Origin of the sequence: Aeromonas sp. QDB23 (assembly GCF_027707745.1) — a bacterium.
In the GTDB taxonomy this organism is placed as follows: Bacteria; Pseudomonadota; Gammaproteobacteria; order Enterobacterales; family Aeromonadaceae; genus Aeromonas; species Aeromonas allosaccharophila.
Genome location: NZ_JAPCJA010000020.1, coordinates 23,093 through 36,624 on the forward strand (window position 1 = coordinate 23,093; position 13,532 = coordinate 36,624).

A 13,532-nucleotide genomic window follows, 5' to 3' on the forward strand; every position below is an offset into this window, starting at 1 on the left:
TGATGTGCGCCAAAATTGTATGCCTCGCTGGTTGTTTGTTTTGTGATCGAACTGCTGTTCCTGACTTTTCTCTGGCGCCGTGGCGCGCGGACGGTGAAATGTGCCAAAACAGCGTGAACCGGCAGCAGATGAGTCATGATTCTGACGCCTGCTTGCGTGGGGGCCGTGGTGAGCGCCGCCATAGCGCGGGATCTTGCACCATCTGACAAGTTGGCCTGTAACTTGCTGGTTTTATTGGTAATGGTGGGGCCTGACGCCCCATGTGACCGGATCAGCCTGTGCCCATTGCCGCAGATGCGCACCGAATTGGAGCCCCCATGGATATCAAACCCTACAGCCAGCAGCTTGCCCAGAGCGCATCCAACAACCGCGCCCTCGCCACCCTCAACAGTGCCGGCAGTGGCGGTCAGGGCGGTGGCTGGGAGGAGATGGTCAGCCTCTCCACCCAGCGCATGACCGGTCAGGCCCAGCAGGTGCTGACCTACGAACATCTGGCCAAGAACAACAAGCTGCCGCCGGCGCTGGATATGAGTTCCGACAAGGGGGGCGTGGTGCAGCAGCTGGTGGACAAGGCGCTGGGCTTCGATCGCAAGAAGTTCAACGAGATAGAGGAGAAGCTCAAGACGATCGCCGACAACAAGCAGCTGACCGCCGAGGAGCGGGCGGAGCAGAGCAAGCCGCTCAACGAGCAGCGAGAGAAGATGTTGAAAGAGGCGATGGATCGCCTGACCGGCCAGAAGTAGGGGCGGCGATGTGCCGGATTGGCCGGCAAGTCGGGGCGAAGAGGCAAGATCTTGCCCTGAATGGTGGCTCGGGGAGTGAACGGTCTGGGTAAGGAAGGCGGGAGACAATATTGCCTCCCGCTTGATATGGTGGCCGCGCATGTGGCCGCGAGTCGGGCGTCATTACGCTTGCATGGCAGTTTGAGCAGCCCGGTCGGGACTATTCGCTAGCGACGATGCCGATCCCGATGGCTTTGGTCTGAACCGCCTTGAGCTGGTCGCCCTCTGCAATCAGGTTAAACTGCTCCGGGTTGTTGATCTTGATGGTCAGGGTCTCATCCACCCCTCTGACGGTGACCGTCTGCTGTTGTTTGTTCAGTCCGATGACATCGGCATAGATGGTCACCTTCATGCCGACACCGCCACCCGGTTTCTCATCTGCCCCGGCCCGTTCGCCATCCACTTCCACGATCCGTTTTCTGATGCCTGCGGTGCCTTTCAGCAGCTCTACATCGAGTATCTGCAGATACTTGAGCATGACCTTGTCCCCGACCTTGACGTTCGGCAGGTTGGCAACCTGCTCGCCAGCGACGATATCGAAGGTTTCACCCTCTGCGTTTTTCAGACTGACCTGGCGGGTCTCCAGGTCGATGGCGGTCACGGTGGCACTCGCCGTGAGCTCTTGCGCCAGGCTGGCTTGCCCAGGAGCGACGTCGACTCCTGCGATGACCTCGGCGGCTTGTACCAGAGTGGTCGAGAGGGTAAACAGACCAGCAATCCATGCATGCTTCAGTTTCATATTTCAGACCTTCCTGTATGACGAGGGATTGGATGAAAACTGACGGGGGTAGCAGGATGGGAAAGTGATGGGGAGTCTGATCACCTGGGTGCTACCCGCCCTCCTGACAGACCATAGCAGAGCCATACCTGAAAATGCCTCTGCAACGCCCGGCAATCTCCATTCTGATAACCAGCTCCCGTTTTTGACCTGACGTGATCGCAGGCGCACAATGTCCCCGCTCTGTTCAAGTCGAGGATCCCGCCGTGTACAACTTCCAATATGCCAACCCGACCCGCATCTGTTTTGGTGAGGGGCAGATCGCCAGCCTGCCTGAGCTCATCCCGCCCGGCAGTCGCCTGCTGGTGCTCTATGGCGGTGGCAGCATCAAGCAGAACGGCGTTTATGAGCAGCTGACCCGGGCGCTGGCAGGGGGGACGTGGCAGGAGTTCTCCGGCATCGGCGCCAACCCCAGATACGAGCTGTTGATGGAGGCGGTGGCGCTGGTGAAGCGCGAGCGTATCGACTTCCTGCTGGCGGTCGGCGGCGGTTCGGTGGTGGATGGCACCAAGTTTGTCGCGGCGGCGGCCTGCTATGAGGGGAGCGATCCTTGGGATATCTGCGGCAAACAGGCGAGCTTGCACCAGGCGCTGCCGATGGGCTGCGTGCTGACCCTGCCCGCCACCGGATCTGAGAACAACCCCACCTCTGTGGTGAGCCGGGGAGATGTGAAGATCTCCTTCAGAAGCCCGCTGGTGCAGCCGCAATTTGCGGTGCTCGATCCGGCGACCACCTACAGCCTGCCACCCCGTCAGACCGGCAACGGGGTGGTGGATGCCTTCATCCATATCACCGAGCAGTACCTCACCTTCCCGGTGGGGGGCGATGTGCAGGACCGGCTGGCGGAAGGCTTGCTGCAGGTGCTGGTGGAAAACGGCCCCAGAGCGCTGGCGGAGCCTGCCAACTATCAGGTGCGGGCCAATCTGATGTGGGCCGCCAGTCTGGCGCTCAACGGCCTTATCGGTTGCGGGGTGCCGCAGGATTGGGCCGCTCACGCAATCGGTCATCAGCTGACGGCGCTCTACGGGCTGGATCACGGCCAGAGTCTGGCGGTGGTGCTCCCCTCACTGCTCCGTGAGCGGGCGAGCCAGAAGCAGGACAAGCTGGCCCAGTTTGCCGAGCGGGTGTGGCATTCGACCCGCGAGGACAAGGCCCTGCGCATTGAAGAGGCGATCATCCGTACCGAGCAGTTCTTCCAGAAGATGGGATTGGGCACCCGGCTCTCTGACTATGGTCTCAGCGAAAGCTGCATTCCGGCGGTCTGCTCCAACCTCAAGCGGGTGGGGCGTACCGCGATCGGGGAACATCAGGATATCGACCCGGATCGGGTGGCGCGCATTCTCGCCCGGGCGCTATAAGCCGGTGTCGATTGGTTTCCACGAGTGATTCATTTCCCCAATAAAGAGGGCCGCTTGTTGCGGCCCTTTTGCATGAGGGGTCAGCGGATCACTCGGTACGCGCCTTGAGATAACCGGCGTAATCCGGGATCTGCACGCTGAACGCCTGCTGCATGTGGGGGCTGTCCATGATGAAGTCGGCGGTCGCTTCATTGGTGGCAACCGGGATATTCCACACCGCCGCCAGCCGCAGCAGCGCCTTCACATCCGGGTCGTGGGGCACCGCATTGAGGGGGTCCCAGAAGAAGATCAGCACGTCGATCTTCCCTTCGGCAATCAGGGCGCCGAGCTGCTGATCGCCCCCCATGGGGCCGGAGAAGAGGCAGGTGATGGGCAGCTGTGCCTTCTTGCCGAGCATGGTGCCGGTGGTGCCGGTCGCATAGAGATGGTGGAGCTTGAGCTCCTCCTTGCGGCGCATCACCCAGTTCAGCAGCGGGGTCTTCATGTTGTCGTGAGCCACCAGCGCCACCCGCTTGTGGGCCGCCATCTCGCGTGCAATCTGTTCCATGGAAATCGTCCGTAGCATTGTTATTGGCAGAGAGCCGTATCCTAATCGAAAGCGGCGCCCGTTGCCTTGCCGGGCGCCGTAACTGTGATCACTTCGACTGTTCAATCCACTGCTTGTTCTTCTGCTCCAGTACCGAGATGGGCAACATGCCGTATTCCAGCACATGGTGGTGGAACGCCTTGAGGTCAAAGTCTCCACCCAGCGCCTGCTCGGCCGACTCCCGCATCCGGATCAGCGCCAGCTGGCCGGCCTTGTAGGAGGTCGCCTGACCGGTGTAGGCCATGTAGCGCGGCACCTCGGAGCTGATGTCCCCGGCACCCAGCGCCGAGTTCTCCTTCATGTAGTTGACAGCCTGATCGTGGCTCCAGCCATACCAGTGGATACCGGTATCCACGACCAGCCGCATCGCCCTGAGCATCTCCTCGTTGAGACGGCCAAAGTATTGCAACTGGTTGTTGAAGGCGGACGAGCCCTCGACCTTCACGTCTCCCACCGCCGGATCATAGAGGCCCCGTCCCTGATAGAGCCCCATGTCGTGATCCGCCAGATATTCGGTGTAGAGCGCCCAACCCTCCGCATAGGCGGTGTAGGAGGCGTTCGCCACATACTGCGGGAAGTCGGGATCCTTGGCGGCCAGCTCCTGAGCGATGGTGATCTGGAAGTGGTGGCCCGGCGCCGCCTCATGGGCCAGCAGGGTGCTGATGTTCCAGCTCTGCAGACCATAGGGGTAGTAGGTGTTGAGGACGAACTGTCCCTTGCGGCCGGTCTGCGGGTTGCCGTCCTGATACCAGGCCACTCCGCCGTATGGCGCATCTTCATAGGAGACGGGCACCACCTCGTAATCGAGCTTGGGAATGGTGCGCTCGGCATCGAAGAAGTCCGGCAGCACCAGCGCCGCCTTGCTCTTGAAGACGTTGTACTCCTGCAATGCCCGCTCGTGTTCGGCCAGTGCCTGCTGCTGCGGCCCGTTCAGGGTCGCACCGGCCGCGTTGTCCGGGTTGAGGCCAGCCGACCAGAGTGCCAGCGGGTTCTGATAGAAGAAGGCAGGCTCGTTCAGATAGCGGAAGAAGGCGTAGATCTGGCCGCTCTGCTTGCTTTGGGCCACGTCTTCGTTGTCGCACTTGCCAACGGTGTGGCACACCTTGACCATGGCACCGAAGATCCGCTCTACCTCGCTCAATCCCAGCTCATGAACCTGTTCCGGTGTCATATTGGTGGTGGTGTGCTTCTTCAGCAGCCAGCGATACCAGTCGCGCCCGTTGGTCATGCCACAGAAACCGTCGTCACACTCGCCACTACCCAGGCGCACTGCATAGGCGCCGCCATGCTGGTAATCCAGATAGTCGCGCAGCGCCAGATAACGGCTGTTGATGCTGTCCAACACGGCTTTGTAGTCTGCTCGCAGTGTGGCATCGGCATCCCCCGGCAACTGCTGCCAGCCGAGGTAGGCGCCAGCGAGCATGTCGCCATCCAGCTTGCTGTTGAGCTGGGCCAGCAGCCGGTCTACCAGCTCATCAGGCAAGGTGTTGCCCTGAACACTGGCCTGCTCGAACTGGTGTTTCACCTCGGCCAGATAGGCATCATATGCCTTGAGCCAGGTGAGGTGTTCCTGGTACCAGGCCTGCGGGGTCATTGTTGTCTTTGCCCGGGTTGCCATTGCAAGTGCCGGAGCTGTGTCTGTGCGGTCGAGATCGCGTCGCCATGCGCCATCACCCGGTTCCACCCGGTCGGCCGAGCTGTGCTCGAAATAGTCGAAGTCACCGCTGACGGTGCGAGCTGCTTTGCCGCTGGCAGGGGCTGCGCCAACGTCATCTGCCAGATCCACCACACGGTTGCGGAAGTGATGGATCGGGATCTGGGATTGGGGTAAATCGTACCCTTCAAGATTGATCTGCAAGTCCCAGCGGATCATGTCGTAGAACAGCCGATCCCGCTCACTTAGCACCGAGGGATCCAGGGCATCCAGCCGTTTGAGCAGAGAACTGTCGAGTGCCTTGCGCTTGGCGATGCTGGCGGCATCGATGGCAAAACCGTAGGGGTCGAGCGCCTGGCTCTCGCGCAGAGCCTCATCCATGGTCTGCATCAGGGATGCTTTGGTGGCTGCGGGATCTGCAGGTGCGTTCGAGCTGTTGTCATTGCAGGCGGCAAGAGACAGGGCAATGGCGCAGGCTAGCGCGAGCTTGTTGGGTAGGAAGTGCATGATGTAGTCCTTTCACATGTTGTTATTGTGTGTCCCTGTGAGGGGCCCCAATAGTGCAACTACTCGGCGTCTGTTTTTGCGACCTGAATAGCAAAAATACGCTTATTTTTCATGCTGATAAGTGGTGTGAAAAGCTATGCAGCCAGACATTAAAAAACCCGCCTGAGCGGGTTTTTTAACCGTTTTTTCATGCCATAACTATTCAGGATGAACCGTGGTGCAGTTGCGACTGCTGGTAGTTCTCCAGCCCGATGCGATCGATGAGATCGAGCTGGGTCTCCAGCCAGTCCACATGCTCCTCCTCATCCTCCAGGATCTCCTGGAACAGGTCGCGGCTGATGTAGTCCTGCACCGACTCGGCATAGGCGATGGCGACCCTGAGATCGGGGATGGCATCCATCTCCAGCGACAGGTCGCAGCGCAGCATCTCTTCGACGGTCTCACCGATGCGCAGCTTGCCGAGATCCTGCAAGTTGGGCAGCCCTTCGAGAAACAGCACCCGCTTGACCAGCTCGTCGGCGTGTTTCATCTCATCGATAGACTCGTGATACTCCTTGTGCCCGAGCGCCTTGAGGCCCCAGTCATCGTAGATGCGGGCGTGCAGGAAGTATTGGTTGATGGCAATCAGCTCATTGGCCAGCACCTTGTTGAGGTGGACAATGATCTTGGGATCTCCTTTCATCGACAGTGCTCCTTGGTTCGTGCCTGAGGCTTCGATCGTTAGAGCTTAGTCCAGAAAAGTGACAACAAGAGGTCTGGCGAGTCAGCTCGCCCGAGAGGAAGGGTGACCCTGCTGGCGGGTCAAATCAGAAGAGGGTGGGGCCGGGTCAGGCCACCTCGTAGTAGAGCACGGATTGTTCCTGCTCCATTGTGTCGAGCTCGGCGGCGATGATCTCCATGGTCATTCGCACGCATTTGCCACACTGGGCGCCCACCTCTAGCGACTGCTTGAGCTGGCGGAATTCGCTGTTACCTGACTGCACCGCCTTGCGGATCTGGGTATCTGTGATGCCGCGGCACAAACAGACGTACATGATGGTTACCTCTTGTGGAATGCAGTGAAATCTAAATGAGAATGGTTCGTGATGCAAATAACTATTGGTAATAAGATCCCCTGCTTGCCACTGTGCAACCCCTTGGGGACAATGCTGGCAACCAGAGGAGATCACCATGCTCAAGAAACTGTTCAGCGCCCTGTTCGGGGGCGAGCCGACCAAGGCGCCTGAAGTCACTCCCACCGAATATGCCGGCTATCTCATCTACCCCGAGCCCATGGCGGAAGGGGGCCAGTACCGGTTGGCGGGCCGCATCACCAAGGAGCTGGATGGGGTGCTGCAAACCCACCGTTTCATCCGCTCCGATCTGTTTGCCAATCCGGCCGATGCCGAGCGTTTCATGGTGCAGAAGTCCCACACCTTTATCGATCAGATGGGGGAGCGCATGTTCGAACCCCGCAAACCGGTTGACAGCGCGGCTTCATGACGCCACAAGAGGTCAACCGGCTGCGCGAGGCGCTGGCCCGCGCCGGTGAGCGGCGCCTGATCTGGCTGGAGGGGGAGGAGGCCGAGTGCATTGCCCGCGCCCAATCCCTGCTCGGTGAGCACATCTTCTGGCTGGGGGCTGGGCCTGAGTGTTATGCCCCGCAACCCGCCGCCAAGGCGCTGCAGCGGCTCGGTCAGGAGTGCGACACGCTGGTGTTCAACGCCTTCAGCGGTTTTCACCCCGACGCCTTCGGGGCGCTGGCAGGCACCTTGCGCGCCGGTGGCTTGCTGTTGCTGCTGACGCCGCCCAGAGAGATCTGGCCCGCATGGCCGGATCCCGACCGGGTTAGGCTGGTGGCCCAGCAGGAGGAGGTAAGCCGGGCCGGTCACGGCTTTATCGCCCGGCTGGTGCGGCTGCTAACTGGCGATCCGGCCCTCTCTCTGGAGCTGCCGGTTTGCCCGCAGCCGTGGCAACCGATTGGGCCGGAGCGTGCGTTGAGCTGCGATCAGGCCCGGGCGCTGCCCGCCATCCACAAGGTGTTGCACGGTCATCGCCGCCGGCCGCTGGTGTTGAGTGCCGACCGCGGCCGTGGCAAGAGTGCGCTGCTGGGGCTGGCCGCCGCCGAGCTGCTGCGCCAGCAGCCCGGGCTGAACATAGTGGTGACGGCCCCCTCACAGGCGACGGTGGCGACCCTGTTTGCCCACGCAGCTCGCGGGCTAGATACCACGCCGGAGCAGCTAACCGGGCTGAGCTACTGCTCTCCTGATCGGCTGGTGCACGAGGCGATTAATCCCGATCTGCTGCTGGTGGATGAAGCGGCCGCCATTCCGACCCCGCTGCTCGAGGCCATGCTGGCCCGTCACAGCCGTATCGTGTTTGCCACCACTGAGCACGGTTACGAGGGAACAGGACGTGGTTTTCACCTGCGCTTCAAGCGAGTGCTGGATAGCCAAACGCCGGATTGGCAGGAGATCCAACTGGGCGAACCGATCCGCTGGAGTGAGCACGATCCGCTGGAGCCGCTGATTTTCCGCCTGCTCGGCCTCAATGCCGAAGTCGCAACTCCCATGCCACCGACCAGCCCGAGCTGGCGTCTGGTCAGCCAAGAGGCGCTGTCGAGTGACGAGGCGCTGCTCAACCAGCTGTTCGGCCTGTTGGTGCTGGCCCACTACCAAACCACGCCGAGCGATCTCAGGTCGCTGCTGGAGAGCCCGGATCTCGACATCCATCTGCTGGAGCAGGACGAGAGCCTGCTGGGTGTGGCCTTGGTGGCGCGGGAAGGGGAAATCGAACCCGAACTCGCCGAGGCGATCTGGGCAGGGCGCCGCCGCCCGCGCGGCCATTTGCTGCCCCAGTCGCTGCTGGCCCACGCCGGTTTCAAAACGGCGGGGGCGCGCAGTTACGCCCGGGTGATGCGTATCGCCATCCACCCCGAGCTGCATCGCCATGGGCTGGGTTCGCTGCTGCTTGGCAAGCTTGAGGAGCACTATCGCCAGATTGGTATCGACTACCTGGGCTCGGCTTTTTCGGCCAGCGCCGACCTGCTCCCCTTCTGGCGCAAGGCAGGACTGACGGTGCTGCGCATCGGTTTGCAACGGGATGCCGCCAGCGGCTGCCACGCAGCCCTGCTGCTCAAAGCGCTGAAACCCGAGCATGAGCCCGAGCTGGATCAGTGGCAGCAGCGTTTCGTACGCCAGCTGCCGACCTTGCTGGCTGGTGAGTTGAGCGCGTTGGATCCCGAGCTGGTATGGCAATCTCTGCAAGGCAGTACCGTCACCGCAACTGAGCTTGGCGAGTTCGAGCTCGACGATATTGAATGCTTTGCCCTGCATCACAAGCCGTTCGAGCTAAGCCAAGCCAGCCTGCAGCTATGGCTGGCGCGACATCTGGATGTGTTGGCCTCGCTCACCCCTGCCGAGCGCCATCTGCTGATCGCCACCATCTGGCAATATGCCGACTGGGGAAGACTTGCTGCGAGATTGCAGCTGGCAGGCAAGCCCGCCGTGATCAAGAGCTTGCGGGCACTGCTGGCACGTCTCTTGGGTTCCCCTACCACTCGATAGGTTTGCCCTGCCAGTCGAGAAAGCTCAGCTCGCCATCCGGTTGCAGCCGGTTCATCAGGTTAATCAGATGGTCGGCTACCAGCTCGGGACTCTGCACATTTCCCGCCGGTACATTGGCGTGAAACGGGCGGGAGAGTTGGGTATCCACGGTGCCGGGATGGAAGGCCAGCAATTTGACGCCTGTGGCCCGCCTGGCCAGCTCGATGGCGGCACACTTGAGCAGCATGTTGAGGGCGGCCTTGGATGCGCGATAGCCATACCAGCCGCCTGCTCGGTTGTCGCCAATGCTGCCGACTCGGGCACTGAGTACCGCCAGAGTGCAAGGCTCGCGGCCAAACAGCGGTAACAACTGGCTGATCCAGCGCAGCGGCAGCAAGGCGTTGGTCTGGTAGAGGCGGGTCATGACAGCGAGATTGAGTGCTTCGAGCCGTTTCTCTGGCTGGATCTCCCCCTGATGCAGCATGCCGTTGCAGATCACCACCCGATGCGGTCTCGGCGCCAATTCCGCGATGCGGGCTACCGCAGCTGCCATCTGCTCATCGCTGTAATCACAACATAGCCAGTGAAGATCTGGCGACGAGAGGCCCGCAGGTGCGGGTTGACGACTGATGGCGATGACCCGGGTTGTGCCGGTTGCCAGCCATTGTGCGACCAGCGCCGCCCCGATCCCGCCGCCAGCCCCAATCACGAGCACGCTCTCATTCATGATCCCTCTCCTTGTGACGCTGTGATGGCCTTCTCCATCGCACCGCAATTTTCCTGATAGGCTGGTACGAGCCCTCCGGCCTCGCGGATCAAGCGGTTATAGCTGCATTCTTGACCGGATCAGCGCAGCAGAGTGCATTCCATTCCTATACTGAGAGAAAACCGCAGCGGTCTGCTGCCCGCGCAACCAGAATGAGAGTCACCATGATGTCCAAAGATGGGGAAGAGCGTAAATCTATCCTGACCGAAAGCGGCACCAACGAGCTTGAGATCATCGAGTTTCACCTCAAGAAGCAGTTGCCGGACGGGCGAGAGAAGATCGCCTACTACGGGATCAACGTCGCCAAGGTGCGCGAGGTGATCCGGGTGCCGGAAACCACCGATTACCCCAATGCCCAGCGCCATATGGTGGGGGTCTTTTCCCTGCGGGAGCGCCTGATCCCGCTGGTGGATCTGGCCGGTTGGCTCGGCATCAAGACCAACCCTGACCCCAGCCACAAGGTGGTGATCGTCACCGACTTCAACAAGATGGCCAACGGCTTTCTGATCGACAGCGTCAGCAGGATTCACCGGGTCTCCTGGGAGGATGTGGAGTCCCCCAGCCAGTTTCTGGAAGCGGGAGAGAACGACTGCGTGGTGGCGGTAGTCAGGCGCGATGGCAACCTCATAATGATCCTCGATTTCGAGAAGATCATCGCCGACATCAACCCCGAACTCAGCATGGAGAAGTACGACGTCACCCAGGATCGCAAGGTGCTCATCGACGATCGCATGATGGCGCTGCGTCAGGGCAAGACCATTCTGGTGGTGGACGACTCGGCCTTTATCCGCAAGATGATCGAGACCACCCTGCGTACCGCCGGCTACAACGTGATAACGGCCAAGGACGGGGGGGAAGGGCTGGAGATGCTGACGGATTTCGATCGTCTGGCGCAGGAGGAGAAGATGCCGGTTTCCGGCTTCGTCAATGCGGTGATCACCGATGTGGAGATGCCGCGCATGGATGGCATGCACCTGCTCAAGCGACTGCGGGATACCCCCTCCTACAAGGAGATGCCCATCGTGATGTTCTCCTCCCTGATGAGCGATGACAACCGCCAGAAGGCGCTGCAACTGGGGGCCAACGATACCATCACCAAACCGGAGATAGGGCGCATGGTGGGGATGATGGATCATATGCTGCTGGGGATCGCCCCGCCCTCGCCAGCCAACAACATCTGACCTGACATTAACTTGCCATTGACCGGTCGCATCTTCTGACCGGTTGCCTCAAGCGGCCACTCCTTGCCAAGGAGTGGCCGCGCTGTTTTGGTTGTTTGCTGCGATCCCCACACCCCTTGTCTCCCGGATATGATTCATGTAATGATAATTATTATCATTTGTTGGTGTGAAGCGTATGACAGCAACCTGGGTGAAGGGGTGGGTCGAGTCGACCGAAGGTGGCAGCAGTATGACCCACTGGAAGCAGCAGACCAGAGAGGGCAACCGGCTGTTTGATTGCGGCGAGTACCATCAGGCGCTGGCCCATTATCAGCAGGCGCTCTGGCTGGCTCGTCAGCAATTGGTGCAGTGGCACGATGCTGACGAGGCGGTGGCGGCGCTGGTGGTGGCCCACCACAATCTGGCGGATCTGCTGGTGGCCATGACTCTGCCCGATCGCGCCGCCGACCTGCTCTGCTATGTGCACGACTGCCTGCTGGCGACCTGTTACTCCCCCGCTTGCTCCTCCCGCCTGCGAGAGGCCGCTTTGCGCCATACCCGCACTACCCGTGCCGAGTTGCTGACGTTCGTACAGCGCCACGGCAGCCACGCCGCGATCATGCGCTCGCTCGGTCACTGCCTGTGCCAGAGCGAGCCCTCATCCCGGCTCCATTAATCCGAACAGAGGTCATCATGAGTCATACCCTGCCAGCCCTGAACTATGCCTACGACGCACTGGAACCCCATATCGATGCCCTGACCATGGAGATCCACCATAGCCGTCATCACCAGACCTATATCAACAACCTTAACGTCGCGCTGGAAGCCGCGCCCGAGCTGGCCGCACTGCCGGTTGAGGATCTGCTGCGCCGCTTCGACAGCCTGCCAGCCGCCTTGCAGGGGGCGGTACGCAACCATGGCGGCGGTCATGCCAACCACTCCCTGTTCTGGCTGGTGATGAGCCCGCAGGGGGGCGGTGAGCCGGGTGGTGAGCTGGCGCTGTCCATCGAGCGGGAATTGGGGGGATTCGATGCCTTCAAGCAGGCTTTCACTCAGGCTGCCCTGAGCCGCTTTGGCAGCGGTTGGGCCTGGCTGGTGGTGGACAAGGCGGGCAGATTGCAGGTGGAGAGTAGTGCCAATCAGGATAGTCCCCTGATGCATGGCCATACCCCGATCCTGGGGCTGGATGTGTGGGAGCACGCTTATTACCTCAAGTACCAGAACAAGCGTCCTGACTATATCGCGGCCTTCTATCAGGTGGTGGATTGGGCCGAAGTGGCCCGCCGCTATCAGGCGGCGCGCGGCTGACATAGCCACAGGGGATGGGCCAGGATGAGCAGTTCAAATTGGCTGCCACAATCCACGCTGCAATAACAGGACCCGCCAGTTGGCGGGTCGTCTGTTTATGGTGCGGCAGTGCTGGCGCTGGCGGCTGAAGAGCCCACCGGCAATATGGGCAAGGCCGCGCTGGGCATCTTGGCGGCGGTTTCTGCCGCGGGTTTGGCGGGGGTGACCGGTTCAGTGGTTGCCGCTGCGGATGCAGCTGCAGTGACTTGTTCAATCGCAGCCGAGATAGCCGGAGTGGCCGACTCGGTGGCAACCGCTGCAGATACCGCCGCAGGCTTGGTCTTATCCACCGCCGGTTTGGGCTGTTTGAGGCAGGGTTGCAGGCTGCCGATGGTGCTCAGCGAGTGGCAAGGCACAGGCAGACCGATGGGCACCGGTGCTCCGAGGAACTTGGGCCCCTTGTCCAGTACATAGAGGTCGAGCAGACCCATCAGGCGGGCAAAGACTTCCCGCACCCGGGTGCGGATCCCCTGATAGGCGCTGGGATCCTCGGCATTGAAGCCGACCGCATCGATACCGAAATGGCGGGCGATGAAAATGGCCCGCTCGTTATGAAAGCCCTGTGAGACCACGGTAAAGCGATCCTGACCGAATACCTCCCTGGCGCGAACCACTGAGTCGAGGGTGCGGAATCCGGCGAAATCCATATAGATGGCGGAGGCGGGGATGCCCGCCTTGATCAGGGCGCGGCGCATCTGGCGTGGTTCGTTGTACTGCACGGTGGCGTTGTCACCGGAGACGATGATGAAGTCCACCTTGGCATTGTTGTAGAGCTCGGCCGCCGCCTTGATGCGGTATTTGAAGTAGTGGTTGGGGCCGCCACCGGAGAGATATTTGGAGGTACCCAGCACCACCGCAACCCGGTTGTAGGGCACCTCGTCCACCTTGTCGTGGGTATAGTGGCGGGCATCCGAGACGATCCACTCGCTGTAGCCCAGCAGCATGGCAATCAGGGCCAGCAGCAAAACGAGGCAGGCGAGGAGGATCTTGGCAAACTTCTTCATGCGCGGTGCGGTCAGGGTCTGAAGTTGGGAATGGCTTTCGGCATTCTATTACAACTCGGCCGCTGG

The 13,532-nt window shown here is 61.0% G+C and carries 14 protein-coding genes; 7 read left to right on the plus strand and 7 right to left on the minus strand.

The window, feature by feature from the left end; genetic code table 11:
• Positions 1–317 precede the first annotated feature (317 nt).
• A complete protein-coding gene (locus PG888_RS10650) occupies positions 318–743 on the plus strand; it encodes a hypothetical protein (RefSeq protein ID WP_182938325.1) in 426 nt (141 codons plus the stop codon).
• A gap of 199 nt (positions 744–942) precedes the next feature.
• Here the strand turns inward: PG888_RS10650 and PG888_RS10655 are convergent, their stop codons facing one another.
• Positions 943–1,521: a hypothetical protein gene (locus PG888_RS10655; RefSeq protein WP_042023117.1), complete on the minus strand. Its 579-nt coding sequence runs from the start codon at positions 1,519–1,521 to the stop codon at positions 943–945.
• A gap of 245 nt (positions 1,522–1,766) precedes the next feature.
• On the opposite strand from PG888_RS10655, the gene PG888_RS10660 reads away from it, so the two are divergent.
• Entirely contained in the window at positions 1,767–2,918 is a 1,152-nt protein-coding gene (locus PG888_RS10660) for an iron-containing alcohol dehydrogenase (RefSeq protein WP_270693368.1), read from the plus strand.
• Between the two features lie 88 nt (positions 2,919–3,006).
• Here the strand turns inward: PG888_RS10660 and PG888_RS10665 are convergent, their stop codons facing one another.
• From PG888_RS10665 to PG888_RS10680, 4 genes are all read right to left on the minus strand, one after another.
• Positions 3,007–3,465 (minus strand): methylglyoxal synthase, encoded by a 459-nt coding sequence (locus PG888_RS10665; RefSeq protein WP_042023112.1) that lies wholly within the window; start codon positions 3,463–3,465, stop codon positions 3,007–3,009.
• A gap of 88 nt (positions 3,466–3,553) precedes the next feature.
• Complete coding sequence (locus PG888_RS10670; protein WP_042057583.1) at positions 3,554–5,665, minus strand: DUF885 domain-containing protein; 2,112 nt, start codon at positions 5,663–5,665, stop codon at positions 3,554–3,556.
• A 202-nt stretch (positions 5,666–5,867) separates the two neighbouring features.
• On the minus strand, positions 5,868–6,347 hold the full coding sequence (bfr, locus tag PG888_RS10675; protein ID WP_042057581.1) for a bacterioferritin: 480 nt from the start codon (positions 6,345–6,347) through the stop codon (positions 5,868–5,870).
• 145 nt (positions 6,348–6,492) lie between these two features.
• Positions 6,493–6,699: a bacterioferritin-associated ferredoxin gene (locus PG888_RS10680; RefSeq protein WP_042057580.1), complete on the minus strand. Its 207-nt coding sequence runs from the start codon at positions 6,697–6,699 to the stop codon at positions 6,493–6,495.
• Between the two features lie 136 nt (positions 6,700–6,835).
• On the opposite strand from PG888_RS10680, the gene PG888_RS10685 reads away from it, so the two are divergent.
• Together PG888_RS10685 and PG888_RS10690 are read left to right on the plus strand one after the other, a co-directional pair.
• Positions 6,836–7,147 (plus strand): HlyU family transcriptional regulator, encoded by a 312-nt coding sequence (locus PG888_RS10685; protein ID WP_042057578.1) that lies wholly within the window; start codon positions 6,836–6,838, stop codon positions 7,145–7,147.
• Positions 7,144–9,210: a tRNA(Met) cytidine acetyltransferase TmcA gene (locus PG888_RS10690; protein ID WP_042057576.1), complete on the plus strand. Its 2,067-nt coding sequence runs from the start codon at positions 7,144–7,146 to the stop codon at positions 9,208–9,210. Before PG888_RS10685 ends, PG888_RS10690 begins: the two co-directional genes overlap by 4 nt.
• Here PG888_RS10690 and PG888_RS10695 read toward each other — a convergent pair.
• Complete coding sequence (locus PG888_RS10695; RefSeq protein ID WP_042057574.1) at positions 9,197–9,916, minus strand: SDR family NAD(P)-dependent oxidoreductase; 720 nt, start codon at positions 9,914–9,916, stop codon at positions 9,197–9,199. The genes PG888_RS10690 and PG888_RS10695 overlap by 14 nt on opposite strands.
• 203 nt (positions 9,917–10,119) lie before the next feature.
• On the opposite strand from PG888_RS10695, the gene PG888_RS10700 reads away from it, so the two are divergent.
• The 3 genes from PG888_RS10700 to PG888_RS10710 all read left to right on the plus strand — a co-directional run bounded on the left by PG888_RS10700 (position 10,120) and on the right by PG888_RS10710 (position 12,423).
• The gene (locus PG888_RS10700) at positions 10,120–11,136 is read left to right on the plus strand and encodes a chemotaxis protein CheV (RefSeq protein ID WP_042057572.1); all 1,017 of its coding nucleotides are present in this window, start codon (positions 10,120–10,122) and stop codon (positions 11,134–11,136) included.
• A 175-nt stretch (positions 11,137–11,311) separates the two neighbouring features.
• Positions 11,312–11,791, plus strand: a complete 480-nt coding sequence (locus tag PG888_RS10705; RefSeq protein ID WP_082040682.1) for a hypothetical protein — start codon at positions 11,312–11,314, stop codon at positions 11,789–11,791.
• Between the two features lie 17 nt (positions 11,792–11,808).
• A complete protein-coding gene (locus PG888_RS10710) occupies positions 11,809–12,423 on the plus strand; it encodes a superoxide dismutase (RefSeq protein ID WP_182938321.1) in 615 nt (204 codons plus the stop codon).
• Between the two features lie 95 nt (positions 12,424–12,518).
• On the opposite strand, the gene PG888_RS10715 is transcribed toward PG888_RS10710, so the two are convergent.
• Positions 12,519–13,466 (minus strand): SanA/YdcF family protein, encoded by a 948-nt coding sequence (locus PG888_RS10715; protein ID WP_270693367.1) that lies wholly within the window; start codon positions 13,464–13,466, stop codon positions 12,519–12,521.
• Between the last annotated feature and the right edge of the window lie 66 nt (positions 13,467–13,532).